Below are 22119 nucleotides of genomic sequence, written 5' to 3'. Positions count from 1 at the left end.
GGGCCAAGACAAACCGGGGCGGATCCATGGAGACGAGCAAGGAATCCTTGCATCAGAAAATTCTGAGCGACATCGAGACGCGCATCGTCTCCGGCGACTGGCCGCCGGGTCATCGCATCCCGTTCGAAGTCGACCTTGCCGAACATTACGGCTGTTCGCGCATGACGGTGAACAAGGTGATGACGCAGCTCGCCGCTTCCGGTCTGATCGAGAGACGCAAGAAGTCGGGCAGTTTCGTCGCGTTCCCCAAGGCGCAGTCGGCCATTCTCGAAATCCACGACATCAAGGCCGAAGTGCAGAGCCTCAATCTCGCCTATGGATATGAGATCGCCAGCTTCGTCACCCGCAAGGCGACCGCCGAGGATCGCAAGCGTCTCGAACTGCCGTCCGGCGCCCGCGTCGCCGATATCGTTTGCATCCATTTCGCGGAAAGCAGGCCCTTCTGCCTCGAAGAGCGGATCATCAATCTCGAGACAGTGCCCGAAGCGACAAAACCGGATTTCTCACAAAACGCCCCCGGTCCCTGGCTGCTCCAGGAAGTGCCATGGAGCGCCGCGGAACACCGGATCACCGCGGTCTCCGCGAGCCAGGATGTCGCCGTCAGGCTCGATATCGATAAAAGCGCCGCCTGCCTTGCGGTCGAGCGTCGCACATGGAGCGGCGCGGGACCCGTAACACACGTGAAATTCACCTATCCCGGCGATCGGCACGCCCTCGTCGCGCGCTTCACCCCGCCTGCCCAGACCATTACCGGAGCATCGAAATGACCGTTCTTTTATCCGACACGCTGACCTGGCCGGATGTCGCCCGCATAGCCCATGGCGAGACGCTCGAATTGGCGCCGGATGTCTGGGCTCGCATCGAGCAGGCGAGCGCCATCGTCGACGCGATCGTCGAAAGCGGCGTGCGCGCCTATGGCATAACCACAGGCGTCGGCGCGCTGGCCGATCGGGTGGTGAGCCGCGAGCAACAGGCTGCCCTCTCCCGCCATATCGTGCTCAGCCATTCGGCCGGCGTCGGCCCGGCTTTGCCGAAACCGGAGGTGCGCGCGATCATCACCGCCCAGATCAACAATTTCGCACATGGCAAATCCGGCGTAAGGCCGGAGATCATTCGCTACTATCTGAAATTCCTGGAAACCGGCCTGACCCCGGTCACACCTTCTCGCGGCTCTGTCGGTTATCTCACCCACAATGCCGCAATCGCCTTGCTACTGATCGGCGAAGGAAAAGCAGAACTTGACGGCGAGAGCCTCGACGGAAAAACCGCGCTCGAGAAAATCGGCCTGCCGCCTTTGACACTCCGCGCCAAGGAAGGCTTGAGCCTCGTCAATGGCTCTGCCTGCGCCACCGGTCTGTCCAGTCTCGCCGTATCCCGCATGGCGCGGCTGCTGGACTGGGCGGATGCGATCGCCGCTCTCACATTGGAAGCAGCCGGAGCGCAAATCGACGCCCTGTCCGAATTTTCCGTCTCCGTCCGTCCGTCGCCCGGCAGCCTTCAGGTCGCTCGTACGATTGAAACCTATCTCGCCGGAAGCGGTCTGATCGCTGCGGCAAAGGGTCGGCGCACCCAGGATGCGCTCAGCCTCCGCGCTATTCCCCATGTTCACGGCGCAGCTCGCGACGTCTTTGCCTCGGCTGTCCGTATCGTCGATCAAGAACTTGCTTCCGTCAGCGACAATCCCTTTGTTTCGGGAACACCCGACAAACCGCATGTGCAGTCCGAAGCGCATGCGGTGGCGCCGCATCTCGCCCAGGCCATGGACAGCCTCGCCATCGCGCTCGCGCAACTGTCGCTCATGAGCGAACGCCGCCTCGACCGTCTCGTAAGCCCGCTGGTCAGCGGCTTGCCCGCTTTCCTCGCCCAGGACGCCGGCGCCCATTCCGGATTCATGATCGCGCAATATACGGCAGCCGGGCTCGCCAACGAAAATCGCCGGCTCGCCATGCCGGCCTCGGTCGACGGCGGCGTGACCTCGGCGCTGCAGGAGGATTTCCTCGCCAATCCCACACCCGCGGTCAACAAACTCCTCGCCGCCCTCGACAACGCCGAATATATCTTCGCCATTGAACTCATGGCTGCGGCGCAGGCCCAGGATTTCGTGTCTGGCCAAGGCGAACGGGCGCCGCTCACCGATCGGCTCCAAACCGCTGTCCGTCAAAAGGTTTCCGCTTATGCGGACGACCGACCTCTGAACCCCGATATCGAGACGCTGCGGAGCATGTTGCACGCCTCCGACTGGTCAGAACTCCGGTAGACAAAGCGGCAAGCCTATTTTGTCTTTCGTTCGAGCGCCTGAAGCATCGGCAGGATGCTGAAGGCGCCGACTTCCGCCTTGTCCGTCAGGTTGCGCAGGTAACCGCCGGGCGATTTGATCTCTTCTGCCCTTTCCAGCATGACAGCGATCACGACCGCGGCGGCTTCTTCGCCCATGGCTGCCCGCGCTTTGCGCCATGCATCCGGCGAAACCCCCAACATCGAGCGGACGAGATCCGCTGTCTTGATGAGATCGCTCCAACCTCTTACGCCCTCGCGGGCATAATCCAATATTTGCGGGCAGACCTTTTGCAATCGCGCCAAGCTCACCAAGGCTTTACGCTGTTGCGCTTCCGTCTTTTCTTTTTCATTGCCGCTGGATTCAAGTAGCTGTTCTGACTTTGAATTCTGTATATGGCGCTCAATTTGTAAGTCATTGGCGCTCATTTCTTCTTCGGACAATGCTTCGAGGTATAGCGTTTCCACCTTATGCCTCAACAGGTTAAGGTCGGATTTCGTCTGGCGGAGCGTCTCGATTTCCGTCTTTCTGGTAAGGGTGGACCGGATGCCGGCGAGTTGGATCGAGAAGTCCAGCCAGTCGCCCGCCCTCCCTTCCTCGATGGCGATCTCCAGGATCTTGGCGATGTCGCGCTGATGAAGCGTGATTTCGGTCCTGATCGCTCGCAAAAGCTTGTCGTCCTCGCGCGCCTGTTCGGCCAGAGCGAAGATTTCATCGGCCTTCAACGCCAGCGGGGCGAGATCAAAGCCGAAGGCTTCTTCGACGGCGCCATGATCGCCACGGCGACAATAGCGTTTGCCGTTGGCGCTGTCGCGTCGGAAGATCAGTCCTGCTTCGACCAGCGCCGCCACATGGCGGCGGATGGTCGCCGGCGACATGCCGCGCGCGCGCAAGGACAATTCGCGATTGGAGGGGAAAACGATGATCGGTTTCGCGCCATCCAGCTCGCGCTCGGCAGCGAAGCTCGCCATTGCTTCGAGAAGGGCGATGGCGCGGTCGTTCAAACCGTAATGCGCCTTGGCTTCCGTCAGCGCCCTGAGCAGCCGCCATTTGTCGGCGCGGCCGGTTTCATTGCCGCCCTCGCCGCCCTGCAGCGCCTGCTGTCGCTCCGCCACGTCGATCTGGCGCTTGAAAAGGCGCGCAGACATCTTGCCGCCGCCAAAAGGCGTCGTTCCAATTCGTTCGGTCATGTCCAGTCCCCTGATCAAGAAGACAAGGAGGGCCTGCAACGGCATTTCATCGGGACATAGGTCATCGCTCCCGCAAGCATGGCTCGCGAAGCGTATCCAGCCGGAAAACTTAAGGCGCGACAAAGGGTTCGTCGCCTATGGATCAAGCCAATGGGGACGACGATCGAACTCTGCGGCCCACGAAATGCGCGGCCGACTCTTGACTTTGACCTTGGGAAGTGATTCTCTTGGGTTGCTACATCAAAGAGGGCTTCCGAAATGGCGACGTTTTGGGGCCTTTTTTCTTGTCTCGATGTTCCCTTTCTCTCGTCCCGACGTCGCTACAGGGGCCGCTTCCAGCCCCCGCAGCCTATGGTCACGATCCCGCTTTCGCGAGGAATCGCGCGTAATCCTCCGTCATGCGCTCGATCGCAGCTTCGATGAAGCCTTGATCCGCCTCTACGGAGAATTCGATCTTCACGCTTCTGCCCTGACGATTGACCCGGGCGAACACCTTGCCGTCCGGCGTCGACAAAGCTTCCGGCGCTGATTTTTCCGATCGAGCCTTGCGGGACAGGCGCTCGAACAGCATCTGGAAGCGCTCGTCGCTTTCCGCTGATCTGAAGCGGTCGGAGGCGATTTCCGCCTCCGCCTTGCCTTTGGCCGCGTCGTCGTCGAACAGCTGGCCGAGCGCCATCCAGCGTTCACGGCCGATTTTCGGCGCAGGACCGATGGCGCGGATCAGCGCGTCCGGCACGCTGTCGGCCACCTGCAGCAATCGCGACAACTCGCTTTTCTGAACCGCAAGCGCATCGCAGGCGATCTTTCGCTCGAAGCCGCGACCGATCAGCGCCTTGGCGAACAGGGCGCGCTCGATGAAGGAGAGATTGCGCCGCTCGGCGTTCTCTTTCCCTTGCGCCAGCACCAGCTCGCTGTCGGTGAGATTGCGGATAACCGCCTTGACCTTGAGACCGAGACGGTGAACGGCGCGCAGGCGACGATGCCCATAGGCGACCTGATAATGACCCTGCTTTTCTGGATGCGGGCGCACCAGGATCGGCTGTTGCTGACCGCTCTCGCGGACGCTGTCGACCAGTTGCAGAAAGTCGGGATCGTCCCGTTCTTCTTCGCTGAGACGGTCGCTGACGAAAGAACCGGAGATCTTCTCGGTGTCCAGCGATACGATGCGCTCGCCTTCTTCCAACGCTTGGCGAAGAACGCGGGCTTCTTCCGCTTCCCGCGTGATGTTGGTCAACGACAGGCCCATGGCCTTGATGGCGCCGGAAGCGGCGCGCGGCGGCGGCGCGGCCTGTTCTGCCGCCGGCGGCTGCGAGGCGCCTTCCGGGTTGATCGACGTCGACAGATTGCTGACGTCGCCCGCCGGCGTCACGGCGTCTCCGAACAGCGCCTTGAGCGAATTCTTGCGATCGCGGCCCGCCATGCTCACCGTCCCCATGCCGTGTGAATGAGCTTTTCGATCTCGGCATTGACGGCGTCGAGGGACTCCATCGCGCGATCATAGGTTCCGCGACTGAAATTCTCACGACCGACCTCATAGAGTGTCTGCTTGGTGAGGCCGGCGTCGGAGACAGCCGTCGATTTCAACATCGGCGCGGTTAGAACGCGGTCGCCGAACAGCGAGCGGAGGAAGCCGACGATCTGCGTCTGCGGTCCGTCATGCGGTTCGAACCGGGTCACGAGATAGCGCAGGAAATCGAAATTCAACGAACCGCCCGCCTCGCGCACCACTGCGAGCAGATCGGCGGTCATGAACAGGAACTGACTCATCGAGGCGACGTCGAGCATCTGCGGATGCACGGTGACGATCACCGACGTCGAAGCGCACAGCGACGAGAGCGTGAGATAGCCGAGCTGCGGCGGGCAATCGAGAACGACGACGTCATAATCGTCCGCCACCGTTTCCAAGGCCTGTTGAACGCGGGCGAAAAACAGGCTGTTCTCGTCGCCGGGTTTGCGCATCGACAAGGCCCGTGGCGTCTGATGCTCGAATTCCTGCAGTTCGAGATTCCCGGCACCAGATCGAGGCCATGGAAATAGGTCTTGCGAATGATGTCGCGCAGCGGGCGCGCCTCGTCGTCATAGCGGATCGCGCCGTAAATCGTGTCGTTGCCGCTGAGATCGAGTTCCGGCTGGTAGCCGAACAGCGCCGAAAGCGAGGCCTGCGGATCGAGATCGACCGCGAGCACCCGATGGCCGGTCATCGCGAGATATTGCGCCAGGTGCACGGCCGAGGTCGTCTTGCCCGAGCCGCCTTTGAAGTTCGTGACCGAAATGACCTGCAAATGCTCGCTGCGCGCCGGATCCCGCCATTTCAGATAGGTCCGCGCCTTGGCGTCATTGCCCTTGGCCAGCGCCTGGTCGGCCAGGAAGCGCCGCAGCGCATCGATATCGGCCAGCGAATAATAGCGCCGCCCCGCAGAGCCGATCTGCGGCTGCGGCCCCTCCCCCCCGCCAGCGTCAACTGACGCAGATAACCGTCGGACACGCCGATCAGGCGCGCGGCCTCGCCCGACGTAAACGACCTCAATGTCTTCTGCGACGCCGGCGGAAACAGCCGCTCGCGCATGGCCTTCAGCTGCGCCGACAGAGCCTGCGCATCGAGCGCAATGGTCTCGTCGGCTGATCGGCCCGCCGCTTTGTCGACATTCATGCTGGACGGGATAGCCATCCAAATCTCCGTAAGTGATGTTATCCTCTCCGCATTAACGGCGTCATGCCGACGATTAACGGAGCGTCAACCTTTGACACACCCCTTCCACGATTCTCGCCGATTTGAAATACGCGCCGAGACGAAACTAACAGGAAGCGATATCAATTACGGCGAACTTGGCATTCTTCGCCGTTTTCCGTAACAACGGTGCGACAGACAACGAGTCGCGTCAAGAATTTTATGAGACCGCATAAGAGCGCCGGGGAGCGCTTCGCAAGCCTCGCACAAGCTTCGACGTCCGCGGCTTCGCCGGCGCCTGGCCTCGACGGCGAGAGATCTACTCTGGGCGCTATTGCTGTAGTGGGGCCGCCGAATGCGCTCTCAATAACTTTTCGTCGCATTCGGACACGTCTCGCGCTGGCGTTGGCGAAGTCCGAGAACTCCCAGCGCATTCCTTGGCGCCGGATATCGTCGCGACCTCTACCGAGCGGACGAAAACATCATCACCTTTCGCCGGCGGTTTCCGCCAACAGCCATTCTCGAAAAGCCTGCAATGGCGGATAGGAGGCGCGCTCGCTCGGCCAGACGAGATAATAGGCTCCTTCGCTGGTCATCGGCAGATCTATGGCTTTCACGAGACGGCCGGACGCCAATTCAGTTTCGATGAGAAATTCCGGAAGCAGCGCCACGCCCATGCCGGCCATCGCCGCTTCGGCGATAGTGGAAAACTGGTCGAACAGCATGCCGCGCACGCTGTCATCGGCCGCGCCGTAATGGCGGAGCCAGCGCTCCCAGGCGTCAGGTCGAGTGGTAAGATGCAAGAGCGGCGCTTCCCGCACGGAGGCCGCGTCGCTGAAATAAAACCTCGCTTTGAGATCCGGGCTGCAGACCGGCGAGACGGTTTCGCCACGCAGCATGGCCATTTCGCCGCCCTGCCACTCCGGTCCGCCGAAATGGATGGCGGCGTCGACGGGGTCGAGGCGAAAGTCGAAATAACTAAGCCGGGTCACCAGGTTGAAGCTGACGCCGGGATTGGCGTCGATAAAGCGCGGCAGGCGCGGCGCCAGCCAGCGCGCGCCGAAGGTCGGCAGCACCGCGAGATTGAGCGTTCCGCCGAACGGATTGGCGCGCAGATTGAGAGAGGCGGTGCTGATCAGTTTAAGCGCATCGCGGATGTCGCGGGCATAGGCCTCGCCGCCGGCGGTGAGCCGGATCGTCTGCTTCTCGCGGTGGAAGAGCTCGACGCCCAACTGCTCCTCCAGCGCCTTGATCTGCCGACTGACCGCCCCCTGGGTCAGGGACAGTTCACGCGCGGCCGCGGTGACGCTGCCGGTGCGCGCCGCAGCCTCGAAGGCGGAGAGATAATGAAGGGCGGGAAGGAAGCGACGCGGACTCTGCATCCGCTCAACCCCAATTTTCCTTGACCGACTCCATCACCACATTGGTGGACGTGCTGGAGACGAAAGGCAAGCTTGAAATCTTTTCGCCCAAGACCTGACGGTAGCGATGAATGCTCGGCGTGCGTATCTTGAGGAGATAGTCGAAGCGGCCGGCGATCATGTGGCACTCCTCCACCTCCTTGATCCGCTTCACCGCTGCGTTGAAGCTCGACAGAGCCTCTTCACGCGTATCGGTCAGCTTCACCTCGGCGAAGGCGACGTGATCGAGCCCGATCTTGATCGGGTTGAGCACCGCCTTGAAGCCGTCGATATAGCCGTCTTCGATCAGCCGGCGCATACGGATCTGGCAGGGCGTTTTCGACAGGCCGACTTTCGCCGCGAGATCGGTCACGGAGATGCGGCCATCTTCGGCGAGCGCGTCGAGTATTTTCAGGTCGAATTGGTCCAATTCACCATGCGAGACGGCTTTTCTCATCTGATCGCCTGATTGTATATCACGTTTTAGGCGATACGATTATTTTTTGGCATAATTATAGTCAAGCATTTTAAGCGCGGAAGAGATATGATCCTGACGAGGAATCCATAAAACCGCCCCCGTGTCGCGCCCTTGTTTCAATAGAGGTGATCCATGTCCCAGACCGCCCCTTCGCCTGCACTTCAACCGGAATCCAGCCCGTTCAACGATTTCGCACCGCAGGTGCGGCCCCAATCGGCGCTGCGCCGGGCGATCACCGCCGCCTATCGCCGGCCGGAACCGGAATGCCTGCCGCCGCTTCTCGACGCCGCAACACTTTCGGCGTCGACAAGCGCACAGGCGCAAGCGACGGCCCGCAGCCTGATCACCGCGCTCCGGGCCAAGCATAAGGGAACCGGGGTCGAGGGGCTGGTTCAGGAATATTCGCTGTCGAGCCAGGAAGGCGTGGCGCTAATGTGTCTCGCCGAAGCGCTGCTGCGCATTCCCGACACCGCCACCCGCGATGCGCTGATCCGCGACAAGATCGCCGAGGGCGACTGGAAGTCGCATATGGGCGGCGGCCGCTCGCTGTTCGTCAACGCCGCGACCTGGGGATTGGTGGTGACCGGCAAACTGGCCTCCACCGTCAATGATCACTCGCTGTCGGCGGCGTTGACCCGGCTGATCGCCCGCTGCGGTGAGCCGGTGGTGCGGCGCGGCGTCGACATGGCCATGCGTCTCATGGGCGAGCAGTTCGTGACCGGAGAAACCATCGATGAGGCGCTGCGCCGCGCACGGCCGCTGGAGGAGCGTGGCTTCCGCTATTCCTATGACATGCTCGGCGAAGCCGCCACCACCGCTGCGGACGCCGAACGCTATTATCGCGATTACGAAAACGCCATTCACGCCATCGGCAAGGCCGCCGCTGGCCGCGGCGTCTACGAAGGTCCGGGCATTTCCATCAAGCTGTCGGCGCTGCATCCGCGCTATTCGCGCGCCCAGGCAGCCCGTGTGATGGCCGAACTTCTCGGCAAGGTGAAGGCGCTTGCGGCACTCGCCAAGCGCTACGACATCGGCCTCAACATCGACGCGGAAGAGGCCGATCGCCTGGAGCTTTCACTCGACCTGCTGGAAGAACTCTGCCTCGACGAGGCGCTGTCGGGTTGGAACGGCATGGGCTTCGTGGTGCAGGCCTATGGCAAGCGCTGCCCCTTTGTGCTCGATTATATCATCGACCTCGCCCGCCGTTCGCGTCGCCGCATCATGGTGCGCCTGGTCAAGGGCGCCTATTGGGACGCCGAGATCAAACGCGCTCAACTGGACGGACTGGACGGTTTTCCGGTCTTCACCCGCAAGATCTACACCGACGTCTCCTACATCGCCTGCGCCCGCAAGCTGCTGTCGGCGACCGACGTGATCTTCCCGCAATTCGCCACACACAATGCCCAGACGCTGTCGACCATCCTCCACATGGCCGGGCCGGATTTCCATGTCGGCAAATACGAATTCCAGTGCCTCCACGGCATGGGCGAACCGCTTTACGAAGAAGTCGTCGGCGCCGACAAGCTCGATCGTCCCTGCCGCATTTATGCGCCTGTGGGCACGCATGAGACGCTGCTCGCCTATCTCGTCCGCCGCCTGCTGGAAAACGGGGCCAATTCCTCCTTCGTCAACCGCATCGCCGATCCCAATGTGTCGATCGACGAGTTGATCGCCGATCCTGTCGACATCGTCAGGGCGATGCCGGCGCCGGGCGCGCAGCACGACAAGATCGCTGCCCCCGTCGATCTCTTCGGCGCGCGCCGCAATTCAGCGGGTCTCGACCTTTCGAATGAAACGACGCTGGAGCAACTTGGAGCAGCCCTGAAGGCCACGGTGTCGACCGGTTGGTTCGCCGAACCGATGCTGGCGGGCGTCGAAGCGCGCGGCGCGACGCGGCTGGTGCTCAATCCTGCCAATCACGCCGACGTGGTCGGCCATGTCACCGAACTCGCCGCTGAGGACGCGGCTGCGGTGATGGCCGCCGCAGCTTTCGGCGCGGAAGACTGGGCCGCCACGGCGCCGGCCGAACGCGCCGCCTGCCTCGATCGCGCCGCCGACCTGATGCAGGCTCGCATCGAGACGCTGATTGGCGTGATCATTCGCGAAGCCGGCAAATCTGCGCCCAACGCCATCGGCGAAGTGCGCGAGGCGATCGATTTCCTGCGCTATTACGCAGAACAGGCGCGGCGCACGCTGGGTCCGGCGCATCTGCCGCTCGGCCCGATCGTCTGCATCAGCCCGTGGAATTTCCCGTTGGCGATTTTCACCGGTCAGGTGGCGGCGGCTCTCGTCGCCGGCAATCCGGTGGTGGCCAAGCCCGCGCCGGATACGCCTCTGATCGCCGCGGAAAGCGTCAAGATTCTGCATGAAGCCGGCGTTCCCGTCTCCGCCTTGCAACTCGCGCCCGGCGGCGGCGAGCTCGGCGGCGCGCTGATCGCAGCGCCCGAGACCTCGGGCGTCATGTTCACCGGCTCGACCGAGGTCGCCCGCCTCATCCAGGCCAACCTCGCCGGCCGCCTCTCGACGTCGGGCCAACCGATCCCGCTGATCGCCGAAACCGGCGGACAGAATGCGATGATCGTCGATTCCTCGGCGCTCGCCGAACAGGTGGTCGGCGACGTCATCGCCTCCGCCTTCGACAGCGCCGGCCAGCGCTGCTCGGCGCTGCGCATTCTCTGCCTGCAGGAAGAGATCGCCGACCGGACGCTGACCATGCTGAAGGGCGCGCTCAACGAACTCAGCATCGGCGCGACCGATCGGCTCGCCGTGGATATTGGCCCGGTCATCAACGCCAAGGCCAAGTCGGTCATCGAGGCGCATGTCGAGCGCATGACCGCGCTCGGCTGCAAGATCGACCGGCTCCCGCTCGGCCAGGAAATGGAAAAGGGCACTTTCGTCGCGCCCACGATCATCGAGATCAAGTCGATCGCAGACCTGAAGCGCGAAGTCTTCGGCCCGGTGCTGCATGTCATCCGCTACCGCCGCAAGGATCTCGACCGCCTTATCGACGCGCTCAACGCCACCGGCTACGGCCTGACCTTCGGCCTGCACACCCGTCTCGACGAAACGATCGCGCATGTGACGAGCCGCGTCCGCGTCGGCAATATCTATGTCAACCGCAACGTCATCGGCGCGGTGGTCGGTGTACAGCCTTTCGGCGGGCGTGGTTTGTCGGGCACGGGTCCGAAGGCGGGCGGTCCGCTCTATCTCGGCCGTCTGGTAGAAAAGGCGCCGGCGCCGCCGCAGGTCAGCTCGGCCCACAGCGATCCCGCGCTGCGCGACTTCGCCTCCTGGCTCGACGCGCAGGGGCAAGAAGACGAAGCGGATTTCGCCCGCGCGCTCGGCAGCCGCTCGGCGCTCGGCTTCGAGACCGAGCTCGACGGGCCGGTCGGCGAGCGCAATCTCTATGCGCTGCATCCGCGCGGCCGCATCCTGCTGGCGCCGGTGACGAAACAGGGGCTGTTCCGCCAAGTATCGGCGGCGCTTGCCACCGGCAATACGGCCGTGATCGACAAGGGCGCAGGACTGGCGGATCACCTCAAGGATCTGCCATCGAGCCTGTCCGGACGTCTGGTCTGGGCGAGCAACTGGGCGGCGGCTGGTCCGTTCTCCGGCGCGCTTGTGGAAGGCGGCGCCGGCAGGATCACCGAAGTCAGCCGTCGCATCGCCGATCTGCCGGGACCGCTGGTGCTGATCCAGGCGGCGTCGAGCGAAGCCATCGCCGGCGATCCCGACGCCTATTGCCTCAACTGGCTGCTCGAAGAGGTCTCGACCTCGATCAACACCGCCGCCGCAGGCGGAAACGCCAGCCTGATGACGATAGGCTGACATTTCGCCTCTCAGCGAAACTTCGCGGCGATCACGCAGAGCAATTCGAACATCATGGTCGCGCCGGCAAGCGCGGTCATGCCGCCGATATCGAAGGGTGGCGCGACCTCGACCACGTCTGCCCCGACGATGTCGAGACCTTCCAGCAGGCGCACCATCGCCTGCGCCTCGCGCGTGGTGAAGCCGCCGATCTCGGGCGTGCCGGTGCCCGGCGCCTGCGAGGGTCGATGCAGTCGATATCGAAGGTGACGTAGATGGGCTGGGCGCCGACGATCGCGCGCGCCTCCGCCATAACATCCTCGACACCGCGCCGGACGAATTCTTCCATGTAAATGATGCGGATGCCCTGTTCGAGCGCCCAACCATGCTCGTCGAGCTCGTAATTCGAGCCGCGAATGCCGATCTGCACGATGCGCTTGGGGTCGAGCAATCCCTCCTCGATGGCGCGGCGGAATGGCGTGCCATGGGTGAAGCGGTTGCCGCCGAAATAGGTGTCGTTGGTGTCCGAATGAGCGTCGAAATGGATCATCCCCACCGGTCGCTGCTTCGCCACGGCGCGAAGCGACGGCAATGTGGTTAGGTGATCGCCGCCGGCGGCGAGCGGAATGGCGCCGGCGGCCACGATCGAGGCGATGCCGTCCTCGATGCGCTTCAACCCATCCATCAGATCGATCGGATTGACCGAGACGTCGCCGACATCGGCGACATTGGCGAGGTCGAAAGGCGCGATCTTGGAGACATGATGGACGCGGCGCATCAGGCTCGACTGGTTGCGCATCTCCCGCGGTCCGTGCCGGGCGCCTGCTCGGTTGGTCGTGCCGCCATCCCAGGGAATGCCGACCAGCGCGATATCGAGCCCCTCGGCTGTGGGCACGGCCGGCAGGCGCATGAAGGTGGCGTGTCCCGCGAAGCGCGGGACTTCGGCGGCGTCGACGGGTTGGTGTGTGGTCTTTTTCATTTCAAATCCCTCTGGAGCCGGCGGCTCTGCTCTTCGCAGCTGCGAAGGATTTCCCGATTCGGCTCGCGAGTAAATCGAAGGGCGCCGTTTCATTCGCCTTTCCGATCATGCTATTCGGAACGCCTCGCCGGGCGACACATTTCTCCCGCGCGTGGATAGCCAGCATTCATTGGCGGATGGGAGACACGACATGGCCGGAACCGATCAGAACAAACCCCTCGCCATCAATGTCATGGGCGTTACCGGCTGCGGCAAGACGACCGTGGCCGAGGCGCTCGCAGGTGCGCTCGGCGCCGATTTCATCGAGGGCGATGCGCTGCATCCGGCCGAGAATGTCGAGAAGATGTCCCGGGGCGAACCGCTCACCGACGAGGATCGCGCCGGCTGGCTCGAGAGCATCGGTCGGGCGCTCGAAACCAATCTCGGCGAGAACCGCTCGACCGTGACCACTTGCTCGGCGCTGAAGAAGACCTATCGCGACACGCTGCGCGCGCATGCGCCCGAACTGATCTTCGTCTTTCTTGATATCAGCCGCGAGACGTCTTATGCGCGCGTCTCCCACCGTCCCGGCCACTTCATGCCGGCCAGTCTGGTCGACAGCCAGTTCGACACGCTGCAGCGACCGGGCGCCGACGAACGACATCTGAAAGTGGATGGGACATTGCCGATCGAGGATATCGTCGCGGCGACGCTCGACTATCTCCGGACGCTATAGCGTCTCCTCATCTGCCGCGATGATGTCGAACCGCGCATAGTAGCCTGCGAGGGCGGGATTCTCATCGGCCAGACGCATGGCCAATTCCCGCGCCTTCAACGGATTTGCGCCGTAATGGGCGTCGAGAAGCGCGCGATGAAGGGCGAGCACGGCGGCCGATGCAGTGCGTAGCACCGTAAAGACCGGCGCTTCCTCCGTCTTGCCCTTGACGATGATCCGATCCAGCTCGAACACGGCCAGCCGGTCGCCGATGATCCGCGCCGTTTCGACGCCGATCAGCAGCGGCACGTCATAGAGTTTGGACGCGCCTTCTAGGCGGGAGGCGAGATTAACGGCGTCGCCCAGCACAGAATAGTCGAAGCGCGCCGTGGAGCCCATATTGCCCACCACGCAATCGCCGGTGTTGACGCCCACCCCGATGCGCAGTGGAAAATGACGTCGGCCATGCGCCCTGGCGTCCGCCTCCAGCGTGCGGTTGAGCGCCTCCATGGCGTCCAGCATGTCCAGAGCCGCCGAGACCGAAAGATAGGCGTGATCGGGCGATTCCAGCGGCGCATTCCAGAAGGCCATCAGGCAATCGCCGATATATTTGTCGATCGTGCCGCCGCGCGCCAGCACGATGTCCGAGAGCGGCGTCAGCAGGCGGTTGATCAGCGTGGTCAGTTGCTCGGGATCGTCCTTGAGCTGCTCGGCGATCGTGGTGAAGCCGCGCACGTCGCAGAACAGGATCGAGAGTTCGCGTTTTTCGCCGCCAAGCCTGAGACGCGAGGGATCTCGGGCCAGTTGATGCACCAGTTCCGGCGCGAGGTATTGCGCAAACGCCTTGGTGATGCGCTGGCGCGATTTCCGCTCCTGGGCGTAATCGATCATCGCCTGGCCGGCCTGAATGGCGACGAAGACCGCAAGCGACGCATGGGCGAAATGAACAGTCGGCCATAGCGCAGCATGAACCACGACGCCATGAAAACGGCGGCCATCAGGGCGAGGCCGACGGCGAAACCCTGCCAGCCAGAATTGTTCGAAACGATCAACGCCGAAGCGATCGCCACGAACAGCAACAAACCGAGGCGCAGGGTGTCCGATCCATCCCGGACCGAAAGCGAATGCCTGAGATTGTCGAAAATCGTCGCCTGGATTTCCACGCCCGCAGTCAGCCGTCCGTCATGCACCGTATGCGGCGTCGCGAAGGCGTCGGCGCCGCCGCCCTCGAGGGTCGGCGCATTCTGAAGGCTGAGGCCGACCAGCACGACGCGGCCCCTGAGCAGGCCGGGCGGCAGGAAGTTGTCGGGGTCGAGCGCCTGATAATAGGAAACCGTCTGGTATCGGCGCGGGCCGCCGAACACCTGGATGAGACGGCCCGTATCCGGCACATCGAAGGCTTCGCCGGCCGCCTCGGCCAGCATCGCGGCGAATCCGTCGGAGTAAGAGGGCGCCTCGCGGAGCACGCCGTCACGGCCGAGCGCGACCGATGCGATGCCGGCGCGGGCGCCTTTGTCCGAAAAACGTTGAAGCGGCATGGCCCGGATCAACTGATCGGCCTGATCGGAGGTCACGAGGGATTCGTCGGCCGCCAGCACCACATCCGGCCCGAGCGTTTTTCGAAAGCCGAATCCTCGGCCTCGTCCGAAGGCTCGGAAAAGACGATGTCGAAACCAATGGCCTTCGCCCCGGCCCCGCGCAGCGCCTCGATGAGACGGCCATGCAGGCTGCGCGGCCAGGGCCAGCGCTGATTGATATCTGCGAGCGAGGGCTCGTCGATGGCCACCACGATCGGCGCGTCTTCCGGCAGAGGCGGCGCGCCGATGGTCGACAGATAATCATAGGCGCGATAATCGACCAACGGCCAGAACGGCAGCCGGGCCAGACCGGCGACCGCGAGAAACAGCAGCGCCGACAGCAAGGCCACCTGCCCTCGCCGGCCACCCAGGCGTCGCCAGATGCGCCGGCCTTGAGCCCATGCCAGCATCAGAAGCGGGCCTTGAACATGCCGCGGAAAGACGGCCCCCAGCCGGGAACGCCGTCCGAAATCTCGAAATCGGCATCGAGAAGATTGTAGGCAGAGAACTCCAGCGAATAGCGTTTGTCGAACGGCTCCCAGGTGAGACCGGCGTCGAGCGTCCAGACATCGTCGAGTTTGACGCCGCCGCCCTCGATGCGCTTGCCGAGATAATTGCCCGCAACCGTCAGCCGGAGGTTGTTTTCATTGACCCAGGTCGCCGCCACCTGCCCCGCCCATGAGGGCATGAAGGGCATGTTCTTGCGATAGGTCAACGTTCCGGCGTCCTGATTTTCCGACCAAGTCCGGACAGCGGTCGCAGACACGCCAAGGCCGCCGCCCAACGCCAGATTGCCGGTGGCGCTCACTCTGTCAGATATGCCTTCGGCGATCGAAACCGGGATGTTCTGGCTGGGGACCACAGCAAAATATTCGTCGATGCTTTGATGTTGATATTCGACGGACGTGAAGAAGCGATGCGTCCATTCCGCGTCCCAACGCGCCGCCAACGTATCGACGCCGCCATTCGCGTCCACTGGAACCTGCGCCGGCTGGAGACCGACGACGCCGCTGGGCGACAAGGTTGGAGTCGTGAATTCGAGGCTCTCGGCGAGGTAGCCGAGACGCAGCCATTGTCCGTCCACCGGTTCCCAGGCGAGACCGACGCGCGGGTCGACGCGACGAACGCCTTTTTCCCCGGCTCCCAAGGCTGAGGCGGTCAGACCGTATTCCGCCTTCCAGCCGGTCGCGATGTCGTGAAGCGCATCGAGATAGAGACGGCCGTTGAACTTGTCGCCGGCGGTCGAGGCGGAAATGTTCGTTGGCGGATCTGTCTCCTCGCCATAAGAATAGCGGGAAGACTGGCGTTGCCAACCTCCCTCGACGCCATAACGCCAAGTGATATCGCCCGTCCTCGACGGTGCGCCCCAAAGATCCGAGAACGGCTTCATGATCGATGTCCTGCAGGCTTTGCAGGTATGGAATAGGAAAGCCTGGAGCGAGGTAAAAATCGACCGCCTGAGAGACATTGCTCTTGGCTTTGGTGTAGAATACCGCGGCATTGACGACATCGTGGTAGGCGAGCGTATGGCTCCAGCCCATGCCGGCGGCGATGGCTTCTCCATCGTCTTCGAGATCTCCCTCACCCGGTAGAATACCGGGCACAGATTGTAGAAAGTCCTGTTTACGGGTCGAGTAATTGAAAAAGCCGATGACGCGATCATAGGGCGTGGGACTGGATGTCGCGTAGAGAAGCCCGTTGGCGATTTCGCTCGTCGAGGAAATTTCGCCGGAGCCATCGACCGGTCGTGCGTCGGTCGTACGCTCCCAGTCGACATTTGCGTAGAGGCTCAGGGGGATCCGGAATTCGAAAAAGCCTGTAGTTCGGCATTGGCGATGGGGCCGACGTCCGACCCCGACAGCGCCGCTCCGCTCCCGACCGATGTCTCGATGAACGGCGCTCGCAAAAGCTGTGGGCGTCTGGTCGGCCCGGACACCATATGCGGTTCCAGAAGCAGGCCTTGGAAAAGGGTCGAAGCGGAACGGCTCGTCGTGGCGTTCTGCACGATGTCGACGCCGTAGGGATAGCTTATGAAGAAACCCGGAGCGTTGCCGCGCAATGCCTGGTCGATCAAGGCCGAACCGGAGAAGGGATCGAACACAGCGTCGGAATAATAGTCCGCCCACGCGTTGAGGCCCTGAAAGCGGAAGGCGTCATTGAGGGTCGAGCCAGACTCTGATTGGCGCCGAGCGCCCCGTAGTAGCCGCCCCGGGCGCGGGACAGGCGCACATAATCGCGCGCATAGCGGATGGCGTTCTCCGAATCGTAGTCGTCGAGAGCCATGCGCGCGCGCACGGCGGACACCACAGGGTCATTCCCGTCCAGCCGTTCGGCGTTGTCGAGCGCCTGATCGGCGGCGACGCGGTCGCCCTTCTGATATTGCGCCGCCGCGAGCCCAAGCTGGGCCTGTTGATAGCCAGGGTCGGAGACCGATCCGGCGAAGATATCCTCGACGCCGAGTCTCGCTTTGCCGGTCTGCAGGTAGTATCGACCTCGAGCAACCAGCGCCGGCGAAAAACCGGCATCCAGCGACAGCGCCTTGTCGATCAAGGGCTTGGCGTCGTTCACCCGATCAAGATCGAGATAGAAAATCGCGAGATTGGTGTAAGTTGCGGCGCTGAAAGGGTCGATAGAGATGGATTTGCGAAATGCGGCTTCCGCTTCCCGAACGCCGCCGAGTTCAGATTGAATATTGCCGATCTGGTTCCAGCTGGATGCGGAGCCCGGTTCTAGATCCACGGAGCGCTCGACCTTAGCCAAGGCGCCTCTCAAATCGCCGCGAATCCCCCAAAGGTAATGAGACGACACCTCCAGCGCCACGGGATTATCAGGATCAAGAGCCAGAGCGCGCTCCGTCGCCTCCAGCGTCTGTTCCCGGTCGTTGAGAAGCAGCGCGATCCAGGCCCGATAGGCCGGAAGCACGGGATCGTCGGGAAACCGTTTTTCCGCGCTCTTGAATTCGGCGATCGTCGCCTTGAGATCGTTCAGAAACCCCAGCGCATAGGCGCGCAGGAACGCCGCTTCCGGGCCGTCGACGGCGGTCGGCAACGGCTCGACACGGTTGGGATCGGCGAGCGTGCGCGCATAATAGCCACCGTAAAGCGCAATGCCTTGGCGCCGCTTGTCGAGCCCGGGCTTCGCCTCGGCGAACAGCCTGGCGGACGTTGTGTAGTCATTTTTGAAGCCTGCGATGATCGCCCTGACGAGGGTGAGCCGGGCGCGCTGGCTGCGGCTGAATTTGCTGTCGTCGAGACTGGCGAGCGTCTGCTCGGCGGCCAGCACGCCGTCCAGCCGCAACTGTCCCTCGGCGAGCGCCACCCACTCTTCAGCGCTGCGCGCATCGGCGTCCTTTTCGGAGATGGCGGTGATCGTCCGACGCACCTCCACCGGCCGACCGAAAGTGGGCGACATCCGCTCGAAAGGCTCGCGACGCGGCAGATAGAACAGCATCTGTTCCCGGTCGTCGGAATCGACGATCGCCAGCATCTCCGGCGCCTGGCCGATCGTCGCAGCCGCCGCCTGGCCTTGTGACACATCGACCGAACCCTGCGGATTGCTCAGCGACACGCGACCATCGAGCACGCGCAGCGCGGTGCGGGAGCCGGCGACGGTCATGGTCCAGTCGGTGCCGCGAATGGCGGCGGTGGCGGCGGGCGTCTCCACCTTCACGCTCGTGCCGCCGCGCTCGGCGCGCGCCCAGATCGAGCCCGATTGCAGTTCGAACACCGTCTCCTCGCCGCCGGATGCGGCCAGGTTCTTGACGACGAGCGAAGAATTGCGGCCGAGACGAATTTGGGTGCGGTCGGAGAACAGGATCGCGAGCTGCCCGACGGCGTTGGTCCGCAGCACATCGCCGACCAGAAGGTCCTGTTTGACGTCCACGAAGCGCCATTGCGAGGCGTCGATGAAGCGCACTTCCTCGCCGGTCTTCCGCGCGATCACGGCGCCGGCCGCCGGCGATGGTCTCGGCACGGGATCGGCGAATGCGCAAAGCGACGACGCGCCGATCAGCGCCCCGCCCAACAATGCCGGTAACGTAAGTCTATGTGCCCCCATGACGCATCATGTGAAAGCGCCGCAACCACTTGTCAAGCGACCAGGAAGACCTGACCAGCTTGAAACACCTCACTTTCAAGCATTCTTCGCTTTTGTGGAGAGACAGCGGTCATCCAACATCCGTATTTTCCAGCGCGGAACAGCATCTTTTTCGGATGAACGCCAGACCACATGACCTTGAAGCATCCGATGTTCCGAAACGGCGAAACAGTGGCAGATTTTTAAGACGTTCGGGCGGCAACGCCGCCGCCGCCCGTAATATTGTCGCTATCCGACCATCGCTGCGGCCATGAGTTCCTTGGTATAGTCCATCGAGGGTTGGTCGAAGATGTCGTCGGTTTGCCCCTGCTCGACCACTTTTCCGTTCTTCATCACCATGATGTAGTCCGACAGCGCCCGGACAACTGCGAGATCGTGGCTGATGAAGAGATAAGCGAGACTGTGCTTGGCCTGCAGATCCCTCAGCAGTTCGATGATCTGCTTCTGCACCGATCGGTCCAGCGCCGAGGTCGGCTCGTCGAGCACGATCACTTTGGGCTTGAGGATGATGGCGCGGGCGATGGCGAGACGCTGGCGTTGGCCGCCCGAAAATTCGTGCGGATAGCGATTGCGGCTGGCCGGATCGAGCCCGACCTCGATCAGACTTTCGATCGCGCGGCGATCACGCTCGGCCTTGCTCAACTGCGGCTCGTGGATCAGGAGGCCCTCGGTGATGATCTCGCCCGCCGTCATGCGCGGCGAGAGCGAGCCGTAGGGATCCTGGAAGACGAGCTGGAGCTCACGCCGAAGCGGACGCATCGCCGCCTTGTCGGCCTTGGAGATGTCCTTGCCGCAGAAGACCACCCTCCCCTCGCCGTCATAGAGGCGCAGCAGGATGCGGCCGAGCGTCGATTTGCCTGAGCCGGATTCGCCGACGACGCCGATCGTCTGTCCCTCCCTCAGCATCAGCGACACCTTGTCGACGGCGGTCAGATACTTCACGCCGCGCCCCAGGAAATCTCCGCCATATTTGAAGCGGATCGACATGTTGCGCGCATCGATCAGGATGGGCGCATCCGCTGGCGGCGGATCTTTGCGACCGGTCGGCTCTGCGGCCAGCAGCATCTTGGTGTAGTCATGCTGCGGATCGGCGAAGATTGCTTCCGCTCCACCCGTCTCAACCACCTCGCCGCGTCGCATCACCGCGACGCGATCGGCGAAGCGTCTGACGACGCCGAGATCATGGCTGATGAAGACGATGGCCAGGCCCAGCCGATCCTTCAATTCCTTGAGGAGATCGAGGATCTGCGCCTGGATCGTCACGTCGAGCGCGGTGGTCGGTTCGTCGGCGATCAGCAGTTCCGGATCGTTGGCGAGCGCCATGGCGATCATCACGCGCTGGCGCTGGCCGCCCGACATTTCATGCGGATAGGAATCGAGCCGGCGTTCGGCGTCGGGAATACGGACGAGATTGAGCAGCTCCAGGGCGCGCGCCCGGGCTTCCGCCTTGAAACCTTGCGGTGATAGCGGATCGGCTCGGCAATCTGGTCGCCGATCGTATAGAGCGGATCGAGCGAGGTCATCGGCTCCTGGAAGATCATCGTCATCTTGACGCCGCGCACGGTGTTGAGCGTCTTGATCGGTTGGCCGATCAGCTCCATGCCGCGATAGAGCGCCGAGCCGGTCACCCGGCCGTTGGCCGCCAAGAGGCCCATCACCGCCATCATGGTCTGGCTCTTGCCGGAGCCGGATTCGCCGACCACGGCCAGCGTTTCACCCTTGGCGACGGACAGGCTCACGCCCTTCACCGCGTGGATTTCGCCGTCTTCGCCGTCGAAGCGGACATTGAGGTCGCGAATGTCGAGAACAGTGTCCGTCATGATCAGCGGTCCTTCGGATCGAATGCGTCGCGCAAGCCGTCGCCGATGAAGTTCAACGACACCAGCGTCACGACGAAAAACAGCGAGGGATAGAGCAGCAGCCAGGAGGCCGCCTCGATGGAGCTCGCGCCCTCGGCGATCAACACGCCCCAGCTGGTCAAGGGCTCCTGAACCCCCAGTCCGAGGAAGGACAGGAAGCTTTCGAGCAGGATGACCTGCGGGACGAGCAGCGTGACGAACACCACCACCGGGCCGATCGTGTTGGGGATGATGTGCCGGCGGATGATCTGCCCGTCCGTCAAGCCCATCGCCACCGCCGCGCCGACGAATTCGCGGCGTTTGATGGCGAGTGTCTGTCCGCGCACGATCCGCGCCATGTCCAGCCAGTTGATCGCGCCGATGGCGATGAAGATCAGCGCGATATGGCGGCCGAAAAACACCACCAGCATGATGACGAAGAAGATGAACGGCAACGAATAGAGGATTTCGACCAGCCGCATCATCACATTGTCGACCCGGCCGCCCAGATAGCCGGAAATCGCGCCATAGACGACGCCGATCACCAGCGACACCAGCGTGGCGAGGATGCCGACCATCAGCGAGATCTGCCCGCCGACCATGATGCGGGCTAGCATGTCGCGGCCGTTGCGATCCGTGCCGAGCAAGAAATACTGACCGTTCACGCGACCCGTGACGGTGGCGGCCAAGCCATCGATCGAAGTCTCGGTGATTTCGGCGCCGTCGAACTCGTCGGGCCGGTCGAGATAACGCACGATGCGCGGATCGAGAGGCTTTTCCGCGCGGATACGGGCCGTGTAGGTCGAGCCGTCGACTTCGAAACTCTCCATTTCGGCCCGGCCGCGTTCGACCGCCGCCTTCATCACCGGCTCCATCGTATCCTCGTGCGGATATTGCTCGAGGCTCGGAGGAACGGCGACATAGCTCGGATAGATGTCGGAATAGCCGTGCGAATTGAAGAGCGGCCCCAGGAAGCAGATCAGCGCGACCATCGCAAGCGCGAAAATGCTGGCGACCGCAGCCTTGTTGCGGCTGAGACGAGCGAGCGCCAGTCGCGTCAGGCTGCGGCCCGTGCCGGTCTCGGGGCTTGCCACGGCAGACGTTGCAGGGTGGGTCAT

Annotated in this window: 14 protein-coding genes and 4 pseudogenes; 5 read left to right on the top strand and 13 right to left on the bottom strand. The window is 63.0% G+C overall.

The window, feature by feature from the left end:
• The first annotated feature begins 26 nt into the window (after window positions 1-26).
• The gene (gene hutC / locus H2O14_RS23900; protein ID WP_182829849.1) at window positions 27-767 is read left to right on the top strand and encodes a histidine utilization repressor; all 741 of its coding nucleotides are present in this window, start codon (window positions 27-29) and stop codon (window positions 765-767) included.
• Window positions 764-2257, top strand: coding sequence for a histidine ammonia-lyase (gene hutH / locus H2O14_RS23895; protein ID WP_182829848.1), 1494 nt, complete (start codon window positions 764-766; stop codon window positions 2255-2257). Before hutC ends, hutH begins: the two co-directional genes overlap by 4 nt.
• Before the next feature lie 14 nt (window positions 2258-2271).
• Here the strand turns inward: hutH and repC are convergent, their stop codons facing one another.
• The 5 genes and pseudogenes from repC to H2O14_RS23870 form a co-directional block, all read right to left on the bottom strand.
• Window positions 2272-3423: a plasmid replication protein RepC gene (gene repC, locus H2O14_RS23890; protein ID WP_246697779.1), complete on the bottom strand. Its 1152-nt coding sequence runs from the start codon at window positions 3421-3423 to the stop codon at window positions 2272-2274.
• A gap of 397 nt (window positions 3424-3820) precedes the next feature.
• Window positions 3821-4885, bottom strand: a complete 1065-nt coding sequence (gene repB / locus H2O14_RS23885) for a plasmid partitioning protein RepB (RefSeq protein WP_182829846.1) — start codon at window positions 4883-4885, stop codon at window positions 3821-3823.
• A gap of 2 nt (window positions 4886-4887) precedes the next feature.
• A pseudogene (gene repA / locus H2O14_RS23880) lies at window positions 4888-6133 on the bottom strand (plasmid partitioning protein RepA).
• A 485-nt stretch (window positions 6134-6618) separates the two neighbouring features.
• Window positions 6619-7515 (bottom strand): LysR family transcriptional regulator, encoded by an 897-nt coding sequence (locus tag H2O14_RS23875; RefSeq protein ID WP_182829845.1) that lies wholly within the window; start codon window positions 7513-7515, stop codon window positions 6619-6621.
• A gap of 4 nt (window positions 7516-7519) precedes the next feature.
• Window positions 7520-7990, bottom strand: coding sequence for an Lrp/AsnC family transcriptional regulator (locus H2O14_RS23870; RefSeq protein ID WP_182829844.1), 471 nt, complete (start codon window positions 7988-7990; stop codon window positions 7520-7522).
• Between the two features lie 153 nt (window positions 7991-8143).
• Between H2O14_RS23870 and putA the strand changes: the two genes are divergently transcribed.
• Window positions 8144-11839 (top strand): trifunctional transcriptional regulator/proline dehydrogenase/L-glutamate gamma-semialdehyde dehydrogenase, encoded by a 3696-nt coding sequence (putA, locus tag H2O14_RS23865; RefSeq protein ID WP_182829843.1) that lies wholly within the window; start codon window positions 8144-8146, stop codon window positions 11837-11839.
• Between the two features lie 11 nt (window positions 11840-11850).
• Here putA and speB read toward each other — a convergent pair.
• Window positions 11851-12797, bottom strand: a pseudogene (gene speB / locus H2O14_RS23860) (agmatinase).
• A 190-nt stretch (window positions 12798-12987) separates the two neighbouring features.
• On the opposite strand from speB, the gene H2O14_RS23855 reads away from it, so the two are divergent.
• On the top strand, window positions 12988-13512 hold the full coding sequence (locus H2O14_RS23855; protein WP_246697742.1) for a gluconokinase: 525 nt from the start codon (window positions 12988-12990) through the stop codon (window positions 13510-13512).
• Here H2O14_RS23855 and H2O14_RS29630 read toward each other — a convergent pair.
• Window positions 13507-15478, bottom strand: a pseudogene (locus H2O14_RS29630) (CHASE2 domain-containing protein). The gene H2O14_RS23855 and the pseudogene H2O14_RS29630 sit on opposite strands and share 6 nt — an antisense overlap.
• Window positions 15478-16458, bottom strand: a complete 981-nt coding sequence (locus tag H2O14_RS23845) for a TonB-dependent receptor (protein ID WP_182829842.1) — start codon at window positions 16456-16458, stop codon at window positions 15478-15480. Before H2O14_RS23845 ends, H2O14_RS29630 begins: the two are co-directional and overlap by 1 nt.
• On the opposite strand from H2O14_RS23845, the gene H2O14_RS23840 reads away from it, so the two are divergent.
• Complete coding sequence (locus tag H2O14_RS23840; protein WP_182829841.1) at window positions 16457-16660, top strand: hypothetical protein; 204 nt, start codon at window positions 16457-16459, stop codon at window positions 16658-16660. The genes H2O14_RS23845 and H2O14_RS23840 overlap by 2 nt on opposite strands.
• Window positions 16661-16857: 197 nt before the next feature.
• On the opposite strand, the gene H2O14_RS23835 is transcribed toward H2O14_RS23840, so the two are convergent.
• The 5 genes and pseudogenes from H2O14_RS23835 to H2O14_RS23820 all read right to left on the bottom strand — a co-directional run bounded on the left by H2O14_RS23835 (window position 16858) and on the right by H2O14_RS23820 (window position 22119).
• Complete coding sequence (locus H2O14_RS23835; protein WP_210275587.1) at window positions 16858-17142, bottom strand: hypothetical protein; 285 nt, start codon at window positions 17140-17142, stop codon at window positions 16858-16860.
• Entirely contained in the window at window positions 17139-19124 is a 1986-nt protein-coding gene (locus tag H2O14_RS23830; protein WP_182829839.1) for a FecR domain-containing protein, read from the bottom strand. The genes H2O14_RS23835 and H2O14_RS23830 overlap by 4 nt, the downstream gene beginning before the upstream one ends.
• Window positions 19125-19391: 267 nt before the next feature.
• Window positions 19392-20228, bottom strand: a complete 837-nt coding sequence (locus H2O14_RS28060) for an ATP-binding cassette domain-containing protein (protein ID WP_409526974.1) — start codon at window positions 20226-20228, stop codon at window positions 19392-19394.
• A 12-nt stretch (window positions 20229-20240) separates the two neighbouring features.
• A pseudogene (locus tag H2O14_RS28055) lies at window positions 20241-20983 on the bottom strand (ATP-binding cassette domain-containing protein); the annotation flags it as partial.
• A gap of 2 nt (window positions 20984-20985) precedes the next feature.
• Window positions 20986-22119, bottom strand: coding sequence for an ABC transporter permease subunit (locus H2O14_RS23820; protein WP_409526973.1), 1134 nt, complete (start codon window positions 22117-22119; stop codon window positions 20986-20988).

It is taken from the genome of Rhizobium sp. G21, from assembly GCF_014158035.1.
Taxonomy (GTDB): domain Bacteria; phylum Pseudomonadota; class Alphaproteobacteria; order Rhizobiales; family Rhizobiaceae; genus Rhizobium_E.
The sequence above is the reverse complement of the archived record's forward strand: the minus strand, read 5'-3'. Positions and strand labels throughout refer to the sequence as shown.